The organism is Acinetobacter sp. YH12021, from assembly GCF_013420145.1.
Taxonomy (GTDB): domain Bacteria; phylum Pseudomonadota; class Gammaproteobacteria; order Pseudomonadales; family Moraxellaceae; genus Acinetobacter; species Acinetobacter towneri.
Map to the genome: position 1 here is coordinate 217,689 of NZ_VOYT01000001.1, position 19,689 is coordinate 237,377.

General features: G+C 41.3%; 15 protein-coding genes. 4 read left to right on the top strand and 11 right to left on the bottom strand.

All coding sequences use genetic code 11. The annotated features are described in order from the left end of the window. Positions 1–90 precede the first annotated feature (90 nt). A complete protein-coding gene (locus tag FTT91_RS00970) occupies positions 91–1,317 on the bottom strand; it encodes an integrase arm-type DNA-binding domain-containing protein (RefSeq protein ID WP_180168794.1) in 1,227 nt (408 codons plus the stop codon). Between the two features lie 512 nt (positions 1,318–1,829). Here FTT91_RS00970 and FTT91_RS00975 point away from each other — a divergent pair. From FTT91_RS00975 to FTT91_RS00985, 3 genes are read left to right on the top strand one after another with little or no spacing between them, the layout of a single operon-like run. Next, positions 1,830–2,240: a hypothetical protein gene (locus FTT91_RS00975; protein WP_180168795.1), complete on the top strand. Its 411-nt coding sequence runs from the start codon at positions 1,830–1,832 to the stop codon at positions 2,238–2,240. A 36-nt stretch (positions 2,241–2,276) separates the two neighbouring features. Next, positions 2,277–2,813, top strand: coding sequence for a hypothetical protein (locus tag FTT91_RS00980; RefSeq protein ID WP_180168796.1), 537 nt, complete (start codon positions 2,277–2,279; stop codon positions 2,811–2,813). 3 nt (positions 2,814–2,816) lie between these two features. Further along, the gene (locus FTT91_RS00985) at positions 2,817–3,476 is read left to right on the top strand and encodes a hypothetical protein (RefSeq protein WP_180168797.1); all 660 of its coding nucleotides are present in this window, start codon (positions 2,817–2,819) and stop codon (positions 3,474–3,476) included. Between the two features lie 126 nt (positions 3,477–3,602). On the opposite strand, the gene FTT91_RS00990 is transcribed toward FTT91_RS00985, so the two are convergent. Together FTT91_RS00990 and FTT91_RS00995 are read right to left on the bottom strand one after the other, a co-directional pair. Continuing rightward, on the bottom strand, positions 3,603–4,118 hold the full coding sequence (locus FTT91_RS00990) for a glycoside hydrolase family 108 protein (protein WP_180168900.1): 516 nt from the start codon (positions 4,116–4,118) through the stop codon (positions 3,603–3,605). Between the two features lie 248 nt (positions 4,119–4,366). After that, a complete protein-coding gene (locus FTT91_RS00995) occupies positions 4,367–4,684 on the bottom strand; it encodes a hypothetical protein (RefSeq protein WP_120365335.1) in 318 nt (105 codons plus the stop codon). A 143-nt stretch (positions 4,685–4,827) separates the two neighbouring features. Here FTT91_RS00995 and FTT91_RS01000 point away from each other — a divergent pair, with 143 nt between their 5' ends. Further along, positions 4,828–5,862: an acyltransferase family protein gene (locus FTT91_RS01000; protein WP_257229559.1), complete on the top strand. Its 1,035-nt coding sequence runs from the start codon at positions 4,828–4,830 to the stop codon at positions 5,860–5,862. 41 nt (positions 5,863–5,903) lie between these two features. Here FTT91_RS01000 and FTT91_RS01005 read toward each other — a convergent pair whose 3' ends face one another. The 8 genes from FTT91_RS01005 to FTT91_RS01040 form a co-directional block, all read right to left on the bottom strand. Then, positions 5,904–9,248: a right-handed parallel beta-helix repeat-containing protein gene (locus tag FTT91_RS01005; RefSeq protein WP_180168799.1), complete on the bottom strand. Its 3,345-nt coding sequence runs from the start codon at positions 9,246–9,248 to the stop codon at positions 5,904–5,906. A 9-nt stretch (positions 9,249–9,257) separates the two neighbouring features. Then, positions 9,258–10,943, bottom strand: coding sequence for a phage terminase large subunit (gene terL / locus FTT91_RS01010; RefSeq protein WP_180168800.1), 1,686 nt, complete (start codon positions 10,941–10,943; stop codon positions 9,258–9,260). After that, complete coding sequence (locus FTT91_RS01015) at positions 10,943–11,251, bottom strand: hypothetical protein (protein WP_180168801.1); 309 nt, start codon at positions 11,249–11,251, stop codon at positions 10,943–10,945. Before FTT91_RS01015 ends, terL begins: the two co-directional genes overlap by 1 nt. A 64-nt stretch (positions 11,252–11,315) precedes the next feature. Beyond that, a complete protein-coding gene (locus FTT91_RS01020; RefSeq protein WP_180168802.1) occupies positions 11,316–13,841 on the bottom strand; it encodes a hypothetical protein in 2,526 nt (841 codons plus the stop codon). Positions 13,842–13,844: 3 nt separating this feature from the next. Then, complete coding sequence (locus FTT91_RS01025) at positions 13,845–16,709, bottom strand: lytic transglycosylase domain-containing protein (protein ID WP_180168803.1); 2,865 nt, start codon at positions 16,707–16,709, stop codon at positions 13,845–13,847. Beyond that, on the bottom strand, positions 16,709–18,772 hold the full coding sequence (locus tag FTT91_RS01030) for a methyl-coenzyme M reductase (RefSeq protein WP_180168804.1): 2,064 nt from the start codon (positions 18,770–18,772) through the stop codon (positions 16,709–16,711). Before FTT91_RS01030 ends, FTT91_RS01025 begins: the two co-directional genes overlap by 1 nt. Further along, positions 18,772–19,206, bottom strand: coding sequence for a hypothetical protein (locus FTT91_RS01035; RefSeq protein ID WP_180168805.1), 435 nt, complete (start codon positions 19,204–19,206; stop codon positions 18,772–18,774). Before FTT91_RS01035 ends, FTT91_RS01030 begins: the two co-directional genes overlap by 1 nt. Then, entirely contained in the window at positions 19,206–19,688 is a 483-nt protein-coding gene (locus FTT91_RS01040) for a hypothetical protein (protein WP_180168806.1), read from the bottom strand. The genes FTT91_RS01035 and FTT91_RS01040 overlap by 1 nt, the downstream gene beginning before the upstream one ends. Position 19,689: the final 1 nt, after the last annotated feature.

The following is a 19,689-nucleotide window of genomic DNA, read 5'->3' on the forward strand; positions in this document are numbered from 1 at the left end:
TAGATTCCGATGGATTACTTCGGAAAGAATTTTGGTGGAGGTGGCGTCAACTTAACTGAAACTATAACTTACTAATATTTATTAAATTAATTACTCTACATTTTTATGCGTTAATTGATCCAAATAATCAGACCATGCTTGCATCATCACTGAACGCTCCTCCAAATACTTAGTACGGTTGTACGCTCGACCATGCATATCGCGAACCTGATGTGCAAGTTGTTGTTCTATACGTTCAATAGGAAATTTTAGAACTTCATCTAATAAAGTTCTTGCCGTAGCTCTAAAGCCATGCCCTGTTGTCTCACCATTTTCAAAACCATATTGTTTCAATCGTTTATTAATAGTTGATTCACTGATGGTTTTCGTTTTATCTCGCATAGACACAAAACAATATTCGGTATATCCAGTAATGCAATACAATTCTTGGAACAGCTTCAAGACTTGATCAGACAAAGGAACAATATGTTGTAGGGCTGTCTGATTTTTGGTCTTAGGCGGTGTATAACTCCATGTTCTATTTTTAAAATCGATATCTGCCCATTTTGCTGCACGTAATTCTCCAGGACGCACAAATACATGGGGTAAGATTTTGACTGCATAATCAATAGCAATATCCCCACGACCTGCATGTGTATTAATATTCTTTAATAGTTGTCCTAGCTTTTGCTCATCAGTAATAGCCGCTCGATGCTTAGTTTTACCCACCTTCAAAATACCGCTAATTTGGTCAGCAACGTTAAATTGACATAAACCCAAAGCAATCGCATACCGAAACACCTGAGATGCTTTACTTCTCATTCGCTTTGCTGAGTCAGTCTTACCTTGTCTTTCATAAAGACGGCATACTTCCAAAATTTGAGTGGCTGTTATCGAATCAATGGGGAACTCACCAATAGCAACATAAAGCTTATCCCAGATAAACTGATTCCGACGTTGTGTACTTGGTTCCAGCTCTTCAGTCTTACGGTATTCATCTGCTACTGATCTAAAACTATTATTTCGACATTGGGACTGTTTATCTTGCTTTTGAATTGCTGGGTCAATATTCTGCGCAAGCAGTTCTCTAAACTCACTTCGTTTTGCGCGAGCTCTGGCCAATGTACAACTTGGATAAATACCGATAGCTATAGTGGCTCTTTTCTTAGAGATTGGGCGAATATAATCAAAACGCCAATATGCCCCACCTTTTCTATCTAACAATAGATAAAGGCCACCACCATCTGAAAGCTTAATATTCTTTTCAAATGATTTCTTTTGCATTGATATTGCAGACTTAATTTTTGAGTCAGTCAGACTGATAACTAATCTAGGCATTTTTACGGTATATTTTTGTCAGAAATGGAATGTACCGTAAAAAATACCGTAAAAGATTACGGTATCCTAAAACGCCCTCGGACATTATCGGACAATAAGTAGATATAAGTTATTAATTTTTAATAATATTAGGATTAATTCGGATGTGATCAAACAAGGAAATGGTGCGCTCAGCGTGCATATAATATAATTCTTATATTGTTGATTTATATTAAATAATAAACTAATAAAAGTATGTGTAACGCAAACTGTAACGCATAAATAAAAATCAATCCCCATTTCCGTTTCTTTGTGCGTGATTCGTATGCTCATAAAAAGGTAGGTTATCCACATTTTAATAATTTAATGTATTCTAAAACAGCAAACCCCAACACGCCTTGTTGCGTAGGGTTTGCCGTTCGTCGGCAGAATAAAAATAAATCATCATACTTATTGCATTTGCCCTATTTTTAGGGCATTATAATACTACAGACAGGGCATAAGGCAATGTCTAAAAGCTAAAGGGCTACCAAATGAAAACTTTCAAATTATCTCGCAAAACAATCTTCAAACAAGCTCACGAAGCAGCAAAAGCTATTAATAAAAAAGGCGACTGCTACGCTGTTACTTTTGCAGCCTGCTTAAAACTTGCTTACGCAAACGCATCTGTAGAAGTGGCTAAAGTTTCACGCGAATTGCTTTTAAACAAAGGTGGTAAAGAGTGGGAAAAAGGCGAACATCATCGCATTTACTTCTCTCCTGCTTTTGGTCAAAAAGGTTTATATGTCGACCTTAATTCTTCTGAAATTGTTATTGAAACTGAAGACCAGTTATTTGTTGAGTTTGTGACTTTAAAAGTTGTCGCAGCAATGGAAAAGAAAATCAAAACTAAAATCTTCATGTCAGAAACTAAGTTCGACAAATTCTGCAAAATCTACGCTTAATTCAAAACGGGGTGAAAACCCCAACTGGAGCACAACATGAGAACGCTAACTAAAGAAGATCTAGTTAAATACGGCATGGCACTTTTTGGTACTCAGTTTCAAACCGATCTAGCAAAAGCACTTGATGTAAATGATAGAACCATGCGTCGCTGGTTGAGCGGTGAATCACCAGTGCCTGAAAAAGTTGGCAATGACCTTGGTGTCTTAGTGAAAGTAAAATTTGAATTGCTTGATGAGTTGGCTCAGGAATTTCATGGTCGATATATTAAAAAACAAAATGTTCTAGTTTTTACGAAAAATAAAAAAACATACCGCATTTATTTGTCAAAAAAAGGAAATAGAATTTGGTTCTCGATTTACGATTATGTTTCAGAGCAGTGTGTATATAGAGACCATGTTGTTTTTTATTCTTTTGAATATGTGGATGGCATGTATGGGTTTAATAGAGCAAGACGTGAAGCTAGTGACTTTCTTGAAGATTCAGATGTAACTTACAACGACATTAAAAACTATCTTCAAGAGAATATTAATTTTTCAGATATTGAAGAAAACACAGAAGAACAAGAGGATTGAATCATGATGCCAGCAACATTAATCGCAGAATTAAGAAAGAAACATGGTGGCAAGTGGCTTCATGTTCTTTCAAAATCATCACATTACAGTGAAAAGTACATCACGGAAACACTTGAGTATCACAAAAACTTTCATCTACCAAAGCATTTAGAAAAAGATTTTTTAAGTGCTATTGACATTGATGAGTCAATTATCAACTCTCATTTTGAAATTTTGGAGATTGTTGAAGATTATCGAAGTGGAGATATTAATTACATTGTGATTAAATTTAAAGACGTTGAAATCAAACTTGATTTTTATAACGGAAAAATGGTGCCAACGATTAATGATTGTTTTAATTATTTAAATAATCAAAAAGCCACTGGCGCATTTGCACACATGCGCTTTTCGCAAGAAAGACATAGCTTAAAATCAGTAGAAAACTGGCAATCTGTTCTACAAACTTGCGAAGACGAAAACATTAGCTTTATTGCTGAATTGCAAAACCAGCTAGATTATTTAAATAAAGCGGTTGTATATGCAGCGCCATCTCGACTTAATCGCACTTGCAGTATTCAAAGCATGAAAAATAGCGCAAGACGTCTGTATGTTGATCGATCTCAGAAAGCGAGATATATACAAGTTTCGGCACACGGTACTGAAAATTTGACATTTCTCGCGTAGCTATGTAGATTAATGATTAACCACCGCATAGGTGGTTTAGAAATTAACACTTGCTAGCTCTTTTTGAGTTAATAAGTCTAAACCATCGCTTAGATGGATTAAAAAGCCCTCACTTGAGGGCTTTTTTTAATTATCCTGAGCCGCGTACTTCAAGTTGTCTGCTACCCGATTAGTCCAGCCTTTGCCGTATGTTTTGAATGTGCTCAGGCTGGTGTAAAACTTTAAACGCTCTGCGGTTAAACTTAAAATTACATCGTTCAAGTCATGCGCATTCACAGCTGCTAAAGTTTGTGGCCCAATGATGCCGTCCGCAGGCACACCAACTGCTTGCTGTAATTCTTTAATCGCTCGACTTTTCCCTGCATTAATCGCAAAGTCCCACAACTGAAACACGATTGCCGAGTGCATGCCATCTGCCCCAAGTTTGTCCCACCAATCTTTTTTATAAATCGCTTTAGCCTGCGCCAGTGTGAGATTTTTAATATCAAGATTAGGGTATGTATTTGCAGCTAGGCCAAACTTAGTGCCTTTTAAGGTGCCTACACCAACACGCCCACCAGTCCAGTTGCCTGGATCACGACGATCTGTACTGTAACCACCTTCATGCCCGATTAATCGCTTAAATGCTTCATCAAAAGTAATAGAATCAACTGGAAGATTTGCGAAGCCTAAAACGGTTGGTTCAGGATGCAATTCGGGCTGATATTTTTTTTTGCCGAACAATGCTAGTGCAGGCAAAACTACAGTTAAAAGCATGGCGTGATACTGCGGTGCTATCAACTGAGTGTTCACACCCTCTTGGATTAGCACAGGCAACACACCAAAAATAAATGCCCCCCAAGCTGGAAGTTTTACAGACAAATATTGCCATGCGCTTTCTTGAATAAATTTCATTGTTTTTTATCCTCTCGCTGACTTTGAACAATGGCTACATCTTGTTTAAGTTGGTTAATAGAAGTTACAGCCCAGCTGCCGCCTGAAATTGCGATGCTAATAAGAATCCCTAAGCCCCATTTGAGCATTCCAATTGCACCCTGCGCTTTGTGATTGTCTTGCTCTAGCACTTCAACTTTAATGCGCTGCTGCTCTAGTGCTTGGTGATAACTTTTGTTAATCGCATTTGCTTCAATCAATTGTTCGGATACGCGTTGCAGTCGATCCGATACCTCATTTAATTTTTTCCAAAGCGATGCACTCGGCTCATTCACTTGCGCCCCCTAAAATTTGGTAATAAAAAACCCTGACCTTATTAAAGATCAGGGTTGGTGGTGGTTTGTTGAGTGTAATTAGCTAATGATTTTTTAAGTAAAATACTTATAATCAATTAAAATTTTTTAGTAGATCTATTTAAATGAGATTTTACGGTCTAGATACACTTAGAGCTTTAATGATGCTACTTGGTATTGTGGTTCATGCTGCATATTTCTTTACGGTATCAGCAAGTGAAAAATATATCGAACTATACGATACAAGTTTGTTGATATCTTATCTTCAGTTTTTTCTTAGTTCTTTTAGAATGGAAACCTTTTTTATTCTTTGCGGTTTCTTATCTAGTATGGTTTTAGTTAAAAAAAACAGAAATTACTATATTAAAAATAGGATTGATAGGGTCTTAATACCCTTAATAACAGGCATTTTGCTTATATCAATACCATTCATATTATTAAATGAAGAAAATTTCACTTTAAAAAATATTATTCTTCATTTTTGGTTTTTAATCACCCTTCTAATTTTCTCAGGAATATCAATTACCGATAGATATCAAAATATATTAAAAAGTATAAGCCTTAGAAGCACATTAACATTATCTTTAATAGTAACTTTTATTAGTATCCCTTTTATAGTCATAACAAAATACCTACCAGCCATAATTAACGATCTAAATTTTATATTTATTTATAAAACCGTATACTATATTCCATATTTCACGATTGGATATTATTTATACATACATAAAGATAAAAATTATTTTTCAATTTTAAAAAAGCCAGCATTTCTAGTAGCAGCAGTTAGTCTTATAGTCGCTACAATACTTCAAATTTTAAGCTATCAGCAACATGATCTTATTAATTCCTTTTACTTCAAGATATTAAATATATCAATCAACAATATTTTATCATTATCATTAAGCTTATATATTTTTATATTCTTTCTATCAATCAATAAGAGCAGTTCAAAAGTTACTAAATTCTTGATTGATAGCTCATTAGTTGTCTATATGGTTCACTATCCAATAATTTTCATAATTGAGCCTTATGCACAAAATTTTAACTCAAGCATATATTCATTCTTTTTTATATGTACTTTAACGTTCATTATTTCATTTTTAATATTTAAAATTTTAAAGATATTCAAAATAACTAGATTCTTATTTGGAATTAAATGATCCAAAAGCCGTGTCAGATTAAATCCAGCACGGCTTTTCTATTACTTACCGAACATTGATCGTCTCATTTCAAACAAATCTGAAACCTCGTTCGCTGAGTATGTATAACCTCGATGAAGTTCAATGAATGCATATTTAGCATCTAGAAATGCGCCCGTAAAATCAGCATTAGACCCAAATAATATACTCGCCCCACTCAACTCAGCAGAGCTTAATGTAATCAGATATGGAGTATCAAAGCTTAGAGTCTGCCCAGTGCTAAGCTCATTATCTACATATACCCCTGATACAGTAAACCCAGTTGTACTCACATTTGCTAATATTGCTGCAGCTGCGTTACTAGATTCATCGAGACTATCAACTGGTAGGGCAAGTGCCCGTCCCCCTGCTGACGTAGTTGAAGATACCTCAATCCAGAAACTCAAAGTACCACCACGTACACCACCGCTATGAATAGCATACTGACCTTCTTTTGTTGTGTTCATCCAGCGTACACCTGATTCTATGGAGAATGGTGTAATAGGTGGGGTCATATCTGTTCTAACGACAGAAAGGACACATCCTGTATCTGTAGATGAGCCGATACCTTTGTCGTAGCAACTCGAACCAGAAACGTGACGCATATCGTATGAAACCAAACCTCTCGGTATAGTTAAACCATAGCTTGATCTATAGAACCGACCAGCATTCGTAACTTGAATGCCAGTTACAACTCCATCTACGATAGTTGCATTTAGCGTAGCCCCAGCCGATCTCCCCTTTGCCCTCAATACAAATACCGTAGACGGTGAATAACCACTACCACCATCAAACACTTGAATACCTGTCACTCGCCCATGCCCGTCAATCAATGGGTATGCAATTAAACCCGACCCACCACCTGCATATAACGCGACAAGCTCATGATTAAAATCATCCCAAACAGTATTATTTTCAACTACCACATCTTGAGGAATGTTGTTACCGCCAAACTGAATGGGGGCAGTTGAAAATCCTGAACGATAGACAACATCATTATGGACATACATCGAGTCTGCACCGTCTTTTTGATACCATCGACTAATATCAAAATGATTTTCAGTAATTTTTATAGCTTTAGTTTGCTTTGATCCATTCTCTACAAAAACACCATAAGCAAAGTTCCCGTCTTTTGAGTTGAGGAATTTGTTATGTGAAATCACATCTCCTGATGTAAAACCACGATTTGCAAAAGAGCCTATATAAACACCACACTTATTACCCACTACGGCTTTTTGATATGCATATGGTGCAGCAAAAATAAATGTATTATTTGCAATATAAAACGGACTATGAGCAAAATTATAAAAGAATGGGCTGGTTGATCTAATCACATTACCAGTAATATTGACATGTAATCGCTCCCATCGTTTTTTAGCAGTTTCACGCCTTCCTCGCCCAAACTGTCCGTTTGCATAGAAAATACCAACATCGTGAGACTCGATTTCATTGTCCTTAATGATACCAACATGCTCAAAGTATGGTTGATAGAAAGTATCTGCAAAATCATCATCAACAGCAATACCAATCCCATGAAACATAGTTCCCTTGATACTGTTCTTTTCTATATGCAATTGTGAACCCTGATGGCAGTCAATGCCTTTTCGGAAGCAGTTGGTGAAAGCGTTATGGTTGATGTGTATCTTGAAGTTAGGCATTGCCCTAGACGTTGAGAATCCGTAGCCAGGGTCTACGTATTCATGAGCAATAGATGCGTCTGGATGTCCCATATCCTCAACAATGTTATAATCATTAAAATACGTATCAATAGAGCGGTCTGATTGACAGCCACCAATATAGCAATTGTGAAGATAAGTGCCACGAATCTTAGTACCCTTTGCAGTAATAGCGCGAGATTCTGGATTACTTATGCGTGGATAATCAACTTTACCATCAAGTGAACGCAATAATCCCAATCGAATTGCTGAACCGTTGAATCCGTGAATTTCTGTGCCTAAAATTTCATTACCAAAACCACCAATCACACGAATTCCTTCTGAGTGATTACCTAATTGACCACCACGCCAAACACCCCATGTTGGTGCTGTAGTTCCATCAAATTGAGGAAATTGACCACCATATCCGCCAGATGTTTCGTTTTGGGTAATGACCATGTTATTAGACATACCACCAATATCAGGGCTTAATGTTGTTGTATTAAACCCACTATCTGAATAGCCTTTTTCTGCTCGTCCTGTAGTTCCGTCGATAGGTGGGAATTGATACTCGCCTGTCTCTCGAATATAGTTACCGCCAGTTAGTGTTCCTGAAATCACTTTGCAACGATGGCACTTGTACAAATCTAATAAGCCTTGACATGCGGTTTCTGTAAACAGTTCAGCACTATCAAGAATAACAGTTACGTTCTTCTTGGCTCGCATGATCAAACACGGCTGACCACCATTGAGTGTTAATCGACCTAGTGATCGACCCTCAGTACCATAAATGTCAGTATGCTTACCAACTTGCTTTTCTAAACGTGAAGTATGCCAGAAACGGATGGTCTGACCATTCTTCACAGCATCAAAACATTTCTGAAACGCCTCCATATCTGCTGCTAAATCACGACCTGTCCAACCAAAATGATATGGTGTGATCGTATTGTTTTCGGGAATTAACACCCAACCATTAATGACTGTTCCACCATTATTAATGTTTGCTTGTTTTGGATCATAAACATACCAACCGTTCCCCAAGAACTCGGAAGAAGCAACTGCATCCTCATTGTGATGACTTTTTACAAAAAAACGCATCCCTTTTAACGGACTTTCGATTGATAATAATTCTGCCACAGATGACAGACCTGCATTAATTTGAGATTGGGAGAAACCTGTTGTTCCTTCAGCAACTAGACTGGTATCAAATCCACCATCCATAGCAGCATTAGCAAGACGCTGGATTAAATGATTGTAATAATTTTCTAACTGATCAAGAGCAACACCTTGCTTGCGAATCTCCTCCAAAAGATAGGTGCGAAGCTCATCATCTCGATCATCCACATAGTTTTTCAGTGCATCAATACGATTACTTAAAATCCAGTCTGCAACACCCAACTCCTGTAGCTTTAACCAAATCCAGTCAAAGTCCTTGTTTACCGCAGGTGGACGGAATGAATTATTGTAGGATTGGTAATCTGTAGTGCGACTAAATGGTGTATTTCGTTGAATGGTAATCTTTTTACCATTCTCAGGCGCAGTATTAAAAACCACAGCACCACTGCTTAAAGACCAGGTACCTACAACTGACTCTATATCATCAACCAGTACAATTAAATGGTCTTGATTATCACAATCAAAACCTAATGCAAACGAGGTAGTTACCCCATTTGCTGTGTATTCTCGCAGCGGCGTTTGCTCTTGTACTGCCATGACTTACCCCTAATTCTCAAAGTCTAGAGTGGCTTCAACTACGCCACCGTTTGTCCTCCAATTAGGGCCTTCATTCACTTCGTTTGTTCTGTGTATTTTTCCGACGCGTTCTGGCTGATCCACGACAGCGCCTGCGGCTGAGTCCAGATAGTCATCCGGCTGATTGGTAAGTGCTGGGTTCCATTCGCGCATTTGTTTTGCTTCTGGTGAATCTTCTTCACCGCTAGGACCAGTTACCACAAGCACAGATATGTGTGCCCAAAGCAGACCAGACATTAATGGGCCTTCCAGACTTTCCAGGATTCGCTTGTTCTTGTTCTGCGATGCATGACGTTCTTCAACACCACAGCGAAGTTTCCGTTTCTTCAAAGCTGCTTTAAGTGATGAGCCTGCAAAGCCACCAATGCCGTTAGTCTCAATCACAATTTTTGGAATATGGAATTCTTCAATCAGATCACAAAGCTGCCATACCTGACCACCAACAATTTCACCATTATCATTGGTAAGAATATCGGGACCAGTCAAGGCAATGGATCTGTGCCAGTACTTGTTCCCCAGGTCATCATGCAGCACCAATGCAACCGATGAAATATCCGATTTAAGTTTTCCGGATGATGGGTCCCACTTAGCAGACATGCCGACAATACGGCGTTCACCCAGCATCATGAAGTATTCACCATTGGCGCGTTTCAGCACCGGTTCGCAGTCATAGGCCAGAATCTTGTCAGGATCAAGACGCACATCGCCAATCGGCTTGGCATGCATCTGATACTGTGAATCCCATTCATTCAGGGTTTTACATTCTTCACGGCGAAATTCCATTTCTTCAGGCGTGAAACGTTCTTCCCAAAGCCCTTTCGAATAGAAATCCACAACATAGTTTGATTCTAAGAAGGTAATTTCCCAGACATTACCTTTCTTTCGGCATTCGTAATGTTCGCCTTTATGAAGATATTTCGACCCGGTACCAATACCAGAGAAGGCATGCACCGGTGCAAAATCAAGTAATACTTTCTGGCCCTTCTGTGTATCCTCAAAACGCTTTTCATGTTCAAACATCTTGAGAATTAATTTGTCTAATTTCCGCTGCTTCTTGATTTTTTCATACAGGGAATCGTGCGTATGCGGTGTGCCGATCCAAAGCTTTCTAGCACCTGGTATGGCAATGTGCGTCTGTTCAGATAATTTCTTCGGCAGCTTTTCACGCTGTTCAGGATTGGCTGTGGTCTGAGGTGTTTCGACGTCATCGTTTTGAATGAAATGCGCACGGTGGCCTGTCACGCCTGATAAAATCCCTTTGGCCAGCATGGTGCCGTAACGCACATCGGGCGTACCATTTACGAACCATCGTTCAATTTCACCCTGACGAATACCGGTATTCGGGTTTCCCTGGCATAGCGGGTGCCGTTCCAGAACATCACGTGTACCTTTGGAACACTTATAAGCATCTGAGTCCGTTGTGCCTTGATGCAAAATCTGAGTGCTTGGCCAGCAGTAAATTACCCAGGCGTTAAACACGTCCAGAATACTGGACTTGGAATGCCCACGCGGAAGCATGAGCAAGCCTGTACGTCCCTTTAGGTAGAAAACCTCAAGGAAAATACAGACCTGAACATGGAATAGCGGTACCTTCCAGCCTTGAAGCTCAGCCCAAAGCAGAAAGAACGCTAAGAATGAAATCTTCGGGTTGGTCATTAGCTAAGGCGTTGTTTAAGTTTTGCGGCTGCTTCTTCGGCTTTTTTAATTAACTGCTGTTCGTATTTCTCCTGTGTGGCCTGAGTTGCACTGATCGGTGGAATTGCCCCGGACTTCACATCAAGTACGCGCTGCAAAGTGGCAATTACCCCAGCTTGGTTTTTCACAATGCCATACAAGAAAGCCTTGTCACCACGGCCCACTTTAGTTTCCACTGTCGTATCAATGGCCACTGCGGCTGTGCTAATCATGTCGTCCGCAATTTCTTCGGACAGCAATTTAATTCGTTCTACTTGATCATCACGCATAAAAAATCCCCCGCATATAAGCCATATATACGGGGGATAAAATTGTGGTTTGTTGGGTAAAGTATTACTGAACCATTTTTTCAAAATCAGGCGCTTGAATATCGCCAAAATCATCACCTAACCAACGTGTTCGGTCATGCTCACGTTCTGCTTTACGCAATAACTTTTCACGATAACCAGGCGCAACAATATCCTGAATTTCGTCAAACACTAAACGGTTTGTTGCGGCCTTAGTGTACCAAAGGTTTTGCGCAGGAATCTTACCTTTAACCAAGCGGAATGCTTCACTGGCTGCATTGGCGTCCTTGCCTTCATAATATTGAGTGAAGTTACCAACGGTTAAACCAAGCATTGATTTAACATCAGAACCAAATGGGCCTACCATGAAGTCTGTAGCACTTCGCCCCGATGTATCTGTACCAGCAACAACAATATCGCCAAGGATAGACAAGCCCCCACCTTGAATGGCTGAACGTGTTAAGAAATTCATTGTCTTTTGTGGATCGTCACTATCCCACATAGTTTGCGGATCGTTACCGTTTGACAGCTCTTTAAGCTGAACAACCAATGCACCGAGTAAGGTTGTCATGGCAAATATTGAAATGCCATAAGCAGCTTTACCTTGTAATGTTGGCTGGCTCATTGCTCGGCTACCATGGCGCATTAAAAACGATGCAGGGAACGATTTAAACTGCAGCATGGATTTTAGAATTTCCCCCATTGCCGTGCCTTTTTTCTGCCCTGCGCTCATCCATGTACGTTCACGCAAGCCTGCTTCTACAACGGCCATGCCTTGCTCATCAAGTAGGTGCGCTTGGAATTGGCTAGCAATTTCGTCACGTACTTTTTGCGGATCACCAAAGGCTTTTAATTTATCATCTGGAATTTGATAGATAGAACGTGCCGACATTAATTGATTGCCTTTACGGTCTACCACTGGATCAGCCAAGCGCATTACCTCCCATGCACGTTCACTGAGTCCTGTTTTTTCCATCATCTCACGGTCTATAGCGTCCAAGTCTGCCCACGCTTTTGAACGGCTTAAACGTCCGTACTTCTCCATCAGCATTTTGGAAAAACCAACCTTACTGGCCGCAGTCAAAGCATTTAAACCAGATACACGCATCACCTGAGAGGCAACACCACTGGATACACGTGCCAATTTCTGTGACTTCCCATGCACCGAAGTCAATCCATCGTCTGACCAACGTGCAATGCTGCCAAGCATTTCTTCTGTGGCTAAACCTAAACTGTGTGCCAGCTCCCGATCTTGCTTATTGGCTGGATTTAATTGTGTTAGCAGCTCACCAAAAGTTTTATGGAATGCAATGCCATGCATGTGTGCTGTTTTAGCAATCATGGCTTGGTCAGTAATGGATGATAGTGTGGTACCACCAAGCATAGATGCCACATTCATTGAACGGTATGCCAAGCCTAAATTGGCTAATACTTCGGATTGTGGTGTGTTCTGCCCAGTAAACTCATCAAACATGGTCTGTGCACGTTTACGTGACTTACCTGTATCATTTGCATCAATGCCTTTCTGCCAGTCCTTTTGTTCTGCAGCATCCATCAAAATGCGCATGGAATTTCTAGGACTGCTGCCAAGATTTTCAACCAATGCAATATCTTTAGACAAGCCGTTAATATGCGCTTCCACCAAGTCTACAAACGGCATACCGCCAAATTCAGACTGATATTCCATCCATGATTCAGCATCCTTGAAATGAAGCACGCGGCTTTCACTGTGGCGTGATGTGACTTTTGAATTACCGCCAAAAGATTGACGACCTATTTCAGTTTTGTTTGCACCATTACTGCTTAGTGTGTCGAATGAGTATTCAAGTAATTCACGGATTTCTTGCTGTGAATAAAATGTGCCATCTTCATGCACGTATTTTGAAGTGTCGATTAAGCCTTCTGCTTTTTGTACCCATGCTTGTTTGCCTGCTTCCACGATCTTTTCTAGGCTATGCGTCTGCGGTAATCCCCAATCATCTAGCTTGCCAATGTCACCACCTGAACGATTGAATCGCTCGCGCATGTTTTCAAAGACTTCTCCCATTTTGTCGCTGATCTGCTTGGCTAATGGGTCGCCTGTGCTGTCACCAAAGCGTTCACGGACAATTTTCTGCACCAATTCAGCATCGGTAAATACGCCTAAACCGCCTTTGATGTTGGTGTAAAAGTCCACCATATCACCACGGTAAATAGATGCAATCGCACGTGCTTTAGAATCAATAGACTGGATGCCTGACATATCGCCATGCGCTGCCACCATACGGTCTACAACTTCACTAGCCGATAATGTTGGATGATCTAGTAAGGCAAGGTTTTTGTTTTGAGTCAGAATATCTTGCGCAGCAATCTTATGCTTTCGTTTTAACTGCGCCTGAATATCTTGCGCCACAAACTCGCCTGCTTTGGTGAGCTTGTCTGCATCGGACAAATTGCGCCATGCCTGCATATCCTGCTTTGCTAAGGACTTCATTGCATCTTTGATGCGCTGCTCAATTTGCTGTGCTTCTTGTTGATTTAATGATGCTTTGCCGAGTGCTTTGGCTACAGCCTGTTTGCATTGTTCTTTCATTGATTATTCTCCAAACTGTAAAGCACAACTAATGGCTGTTTGTGCTGCAAGTGTATCTTGCTCTGCTTGTTTTGCTTCGGCTTCCAGTTCATCCAGTCGTTCACGCAAGGTCATTGTGATTTCTTCCATTTCCCCATCTGGACGCATACGGCTTACAGAAATCTCCTGATCAGGGTTTTGCAAAATGACATCTAATGCCGCCTGTTCTTCTGGACTATCCCCAAATAACGAACCTTGTCGTGGGTCGCCCATCCCCTCGATGCGATCAATCTCAGATTGAATATTGTCTGAAATAGCTTTAGCACTACGCTTATTGCTATCAAATACGTTTAAAAACTGCTTTGCACCATCGCTTAAACCGTCCTCGAGGAGCTGACCTTGGCTGAGATAATCAGGCACGGTTTGACCATTGGCTTTTAAATCACTGAGCTTTTGCGCTGCCTGCGCTAAATCATCGGCTAAGGTGTTGCTATGCCGTCCACCTTGCTTCACCAAGTCATTCAGCTGTGCTAATTGCGGTGCAGCACGCAACAATGCATTCAGTACCGTTTTGCTGTCATCGTCCAAGTTTTCAGATAATCGGGCAATTAAACCTGAGTCGTTATATGCACGTTGTGCAATGGCTGATTCAATACGACGCTTGCCGTCTTGTGATAAGCGACCATCACCAGTAATGACAGAAGCCTGTTCAGACTTCGGTAGTTGGCTGACAAAGCTACGCACAAAATCCACGCTTTGCTCAAGATTGATATTGCCATCCGCATTGAGCTTGATTAGTGAAGTATCGGGCAAACGGTCTGCATCGGTTTTGGCACGCTCAGTTGCGCTGAATTGCGCCACATCGGTTTGATTGGCTAGTTGCGTGAATTGCACACGGTCAGTATCAGTCAAGCGTGTACGCACTAAAACTGGACGATCTATGCCTGAAATATCCATGCCGCGTGATGCCGCAAAGTCAGCCACAAATTGTTGATAGGCATCTGCTCTGCCGCTTTCGTATGCTTTACCTATGGCTAGAGTACGTCCGTTGCCTGATTCCACTACGTTGTCCATACCCACAATAGGCGCACCATCGGAAAGCTTAGGCGACTCACCTAGCCATTCAGGACGTAAATCATTCGCCATGTTTTCAATCTGCTGGCGTGATGCTTCGCGGGTACGATCACGTGGTTGCAAGTCTGCTGGATAAAGCGGATTCACACCATACGCAAGGTCGTTGGATGCAATCAGTTCGCCAAGTGATTTGACTTCAAAAGCAACTTCATACGATGAGCCATCTAAACCCATTACCGTACTTGTGCCACTGCCACCATAACGCGCGCTTAAAGTGTTCCATTTTTGCTGCCACTTTTGAATCGCTTGCCCTGCGGTTAGACCAGACATACCGTTATTTTTCACAATATCGTTGGCATTTTTAGGGTCGTACTTGCGCACAATATCAATGAGCGGTGTATTTGGGTCGGCTTTTAAAACGTTGACTGCACCAGCTGGCCCAAGCAAATGCCCTAAATAATGCTCATGTGGTTGCAGATCGCGTCCAATCTGTTTTTTGATGTATTTTTCTGCATTCTGCATGTGCTTAAAACCCATGCGAATTTGTTCATCAATATTATTTCGATCACCACCGCCTTGCTGCTTCCAAGTCTTATCTAAAACTTGGAATAAACCATGTGCCGATGAAATGTGTTTTCCATCCTTGCCCTTTGGTGGGCGAATGGTGTGGTCAAAAGTACCGCCTGTTTCAATGTGTGCAATGGTTAATGCTACTGATGGATTAATGCCTGCCTGCTGTGCTTTATGTGCAATGGTTTTGGCATTGGTCGGTATCGCCATAGTGCTGTAGTTGATAGGCTTCTGCTTTTCTTCGCCCTCAACGGCACGGTTAATTTTAACTGGCCGACCTGCTTTTATTGACTCGGTTGCTTCACGCATATTCACCAAATGGTTGTTATGCTGAATTGGATTGGATGGTGTGACTGGAATTGCAGCATCGTCAAATTCCGCTTCATTAAGTATCAATGCGGCTTGCTGCTGAGTAGTACGTGCTTCAATTTGTTCAGGTGTGGCATCTGCATTTAGATAACGGCTTGCTCCACGTGCTGCCCCAAAAAACAAAGTATTCAGTAAAACATCGGTTGTGACTGATTCGGCTGTGATTTCGTATTTTTTGGCCTGCTTTTCATATCCTGCAGAATCTAAAATCGCACCACTTACAGCTTGCCCACCTTGCGATAATGCTGTTGCACCACCAATCGATAGCAAACCATCTTTAATGATGCCACCTGTACCTTTAAAACCATAAGACATAGGCAATGCTGTCGATACCGCAGCAATAGCACCATCTGTTACAGCAACTTTGGCGGCTGTGGCTTCATCCACGCCTTGCCGTGTCAAATCACCATAAACATAATCAGTTTCAGACAATCCTGTTGCAGCAATTGCACCTGGTACACCACCAACCGCACTACCCATCACAGCACGTGTCGCATAGTCACCAAGACTAAAACCTATATTCCCGACTAAGCCTGTGTTTTCCTTATCCTCTAATGCTTCGATACCACCATAAACCAAGTCATCACGCTTTTTATTTTGGCGTTCCTTGTATGCAGAATACGGCTCTAAAAACTCATCGGTATGCACGTCTTGAAACGTATAGGCAAGGCGATCAGATAATGCATCAATTGGCGTGGCAATCGTATCAGCAACCTTAGCAAAGCCCGCACCTGCACCGCGAAATGGTGAAGATGCAGCACCATCAAATAAACCCACTTCTTTTTTCTGTGTCGGTTTGCCTGTGATACCTTGTTTGTTTAGCTCATCAACTTGGCGCTGTTCTTCGCCTGAGAACTCAGATAACCAGTTACTCATTACTTGGTCGCTCCCTTAATATTGATTCGCCACACAACACCACCAACTTGTAGCGGATTACCACGTTCATTGATTAGGTCGTATTGAATTTCACCTTTAGGTGAGCGACGATCTGAACGGCGTAAACGCAAAGACTCAAGATCAGATACAGATAAACCTGTTTGTTTGGCAATTTGTGCATAGCCTTTGGCTAGATGCCCCTCAAACAAAGTGTCATTCATGCCATACGGCTTAGATACTTTCCAGTCTTCAATCTTTCCGCCCACCGTGTTTTTAAAGTTGCCTTGGTCGTACACGCCACCAGTAGCCATACTTAATGCGGCGTTCATCATCCCTTCATCAAAATCATCTTTGTCTTTATGCTGATAGCCGTTGCGCTCAGTTAAGTGTGCATAGATAGACTTAAACGCTGCAAAATTCATATTTGCTGTGTTGCCTGATGCGGAATTTCCAACATATTCACTAAATTTTTGTTTTAGGATGTCATCCTTTGGGATAATCAATTGCTTGTTTTTAAGCGCCTGTGTGCCGCTAATAATTGCAGTTGCAACATCTTCACCTTGGGTAGACTTATAATTATTCATACGAGCCACGCCTGCCATGATGTATGACAAGTCACCACCGCCAAGCTGCCCCAAAGTTGCACCCCAAATTGCATTGCCACTTTGAACGCCTTTAGATTCTGAAATTAAGCCACCAATAAAATTCAGCTTGTCATTCACCGACATGGCATCAAAAGCCTTTTTCGCGTCTGGTAAATCTTCCTGTGAAATAGGTGCAAGCTTGATATTGTTATCTTTCAGCGCCAATTGACTTGTAGCGTTATCTACAATCTTTTGTGCTGCGCCTTTAGGGTTAGTTTTCAATTCTGCAGGCTCAATTGTATTGACCTGAATCCCTGCCTCAGCCACCAACTGATTTGGGTTGTTTTGTCCTGTTTTAAGCTTTTCAGCATGGATAGATTCATACACGCCTAAAATCTTTTCTTCCGTCGCTGGGTCTGCTGACTTGCTGTTTTTGGCTTTGGCTTTTTGTTCGTTAATTAGCTTCAATTGCTCACTTGTACTGAGTTTACCAAAACGCCCAAAGTTCAAAGACTGCTGCTTGTAAAACTGATATTCACCTTCATGTTCTGTGCCTTTGACAGACTCACCCACGTTATTTACATAGTCATCATCTAATGCACGACCAGTCATGACTTGAGTTTTAAAATCGTTAAATAGTTTGCCTGCGACCTGCACCCGCTTATTTTCCTGCACTTCGGCTTGTTTATTCAGCGCATCAATGCGGCTTAATGCCATGTTCTTTTTTTGCTGTACTGTTGGACCATCAATGTAGCCATACTTGCCGTTGTCTAAATCAGATACCAGCGTCTGTAGATCGGCTGTATTATTGCTCTCAACCGCTGCAGAGATACGCCCATCAATATCTAAAACATCACGTGTGGTTTCATAGTTGTATAAACGTGCCTGCTTATCTGCTTCGGGCAAGTTTAAACCTGCAAGGCTTGTTTCAAGATATTCACGGCCTTGTTTGCGCTCATATCGTGTCGCAATATCGGTTATACGATCAGCAAGCACCACGCCCTTTTGAACGTCTGCACGAAGCTGCAATGGTAAAAAGCCTGGTGTCTGTTTGGTTGAATTGGCATCCCAATAGTTTTTAAGGTTTTGCCGTGCATGCATAGGCATGTCATTTTCAAGCTGCTTATAGCGTTCATCTGACCATTTCTTAAAAGTCTGACTGGCTGCGTCTGCAGTCATAGCACCGTTAGACACATCGTTTTTAAGCAAGGTGACTTGTTCTGACATTTCAGTAGTCATCACATCATCAAGCTTAACTTTAGCCTCTTGCTCATCTAAAGCATTGTGATACAGCTCAAGTCGTTTAGCGGATACCTCTTGTTCCTGCAACTGCTTGTCTTTTTGTTCTGCTCTAGCATAAAGAGAATCACCAAGATTTTTTGCAGCCTGCGCCAATTGTCCTGTGTTGCGCTGTGGCATTTGGATTCGATCCACCTCTGGCATCGCATTACCAAAATTTCCCATCGGGATTCTAGCCATTATTTCCACCCCTTATTTGCGCCATAGGAATTCATACCAGAACTGGCTGTATTTAGCGCACCAGATACGATTGCAGTTTGTGCATTTTTTGCATGTACGCTTGCCTCAGCCTTGAGTCGCTGAGAACTGTTGTATCCTGTAATTTCAGCCATATTTGCATCATAGTTGGCGTCTTGTTCAATCTGATCATTAATCACAATTGAAGTGCCTTCATTCACATCAAGACCATTTTCCGCTGCTGCTGCACGTGCTCTTGACTGCGCTTTCTCCTTTTCTTTTCGGATGCGTTCTGCTTCTAAGCGACCACGTGCCAATTGTGCTTCTGCATCAGCATTGGCTTGCTTTTGCATGTATTTGTTGTTTTCATAATTGGTGTACCCTGCATACGCTGCGGATGCCACTGTAGTTACGACTGCTACTGCTGCCCATGACATTATTCAATCTCCTTTAATCGGTTTGGAAGTGACGCAAGAAATTGATCAATCTCATCGTCAGGCACAATCACCTGCTGTTCGATCTTTTCTAAGTCAGTTTCTTCTGTAGGATGCACCGTGATCCAGCTGCTATCCTCATGAAAATAACCAATGCGTTTTGTGCCAGGCATAGATTTCAATACGCATGGCGCAGTCATCAATTGAATGCCATCTTCAGTAGCCACGGTCAGCGAACCTTTGAGTAGAATATTCATGTGCTCAGTACGGTGCATCTTGCTGACAACCAATGTGCCTGCTGCTGCATCCATCTGACGCATATACACACCTGGTGCAAAGTGATGCTGCACTGGCACATCGATTACATCAGGACTTTCTGAAAGTTGCTTTTGCACATCACGTACCGTGTCGATATAATCACGCTGCTGAATATCCCCTAGAATATGGGCCAATAGTTCAGTGTTATCGGCTGCAATAATTTCCATG

Coding starts and splice junctions, on each gene's coding strand:
- terL (WP_180168800.1), bottom strand. CDS start 10,943: ATGACCAACCCGAAGATTTCATTCTTAGCGTTCTTTCTGCTTTGGGCT.
- FTT91_RS00975 (WP_180168795.1), top strand. CDS start 1,830: ATGAAAACTTTCAAATTATCTCGCAAAACAATCTTCAAACAAGCTCAC.
- FTT91_RS01020 (WP_180168802.1), bottom strand. CDS start 13,841: ATGAAAGAACAATGCAAACAGGCTGTAGCCAAAGCACTCGGCAAAGCA.
- FTT91_RS01035 (WP_180168805.1), bottom strand. CDS start 19,206: ATGTCATGGGCAGCAGTAGCAGTCGTAACTACAGTGGCATCCGCAGCG.
- FTT91_RS01000 (WP_257229559.1), top strand. CDS start 4,828: ATGAGATTTTACGGTCTAGATACACTTAGAGCTTTAATGATGCTACTT.
- FTT91_RS01030 (WP_180168804.1), bottom strand. CDS start 18,772: ATGGCTAGAATCCCGATGGGAAATTTTGGTAATGCGATGCCAGAGGTG.
- FTT91_RS00985 (WP_180168797.1), top strand. CDS start 2,817: ATGATGCCAGCAACATTAATCGCAGAATTAAGAAAGAAACATGGTGGC.
- FTT91_RS01025 (WP_180168803.1), bottom strand. CDS start 16,709: ATGAGTAACTGGTTATCTGAGTTCTCAGGCGAAGAACAGCGCCAAGTT.
- FTT91_RS01015 (WP_180168801.1), bottom strand. CDS start 11,251: ATGCGTGATGATCAAGTAGAACGAATTAAATTGCTGTCCGAAGAAATT.
- FTT91_RS00970 (WP_180168794.1), bottom strand. CDS start 1,317: ATGCCTAGATTAGTTATCAGTCTGACTGACTCAAAAATTAAGTCTGCA.
- FTT91_RS01040 (WP_180168806.1), bottom strand. CDS start 19,688: ATGGAAATTATTGCAGCCGATAACACTGAACTATTGGCCCATATTCTA.
- FTT91_RS01005 (WP_180168799.1), bottom strand. CDS start 9,248: ATGGCAGTACAAGAGCAAACGCCGCTGCGAGAATACACAGCAAATGGG.
- FTT91_RS00980 (WP_180168796.1), top strand. CDS start 2,277: ATGAGAACGCTAACTAAAGAAGATCTAGTTAAATACGGCATGGCACTT.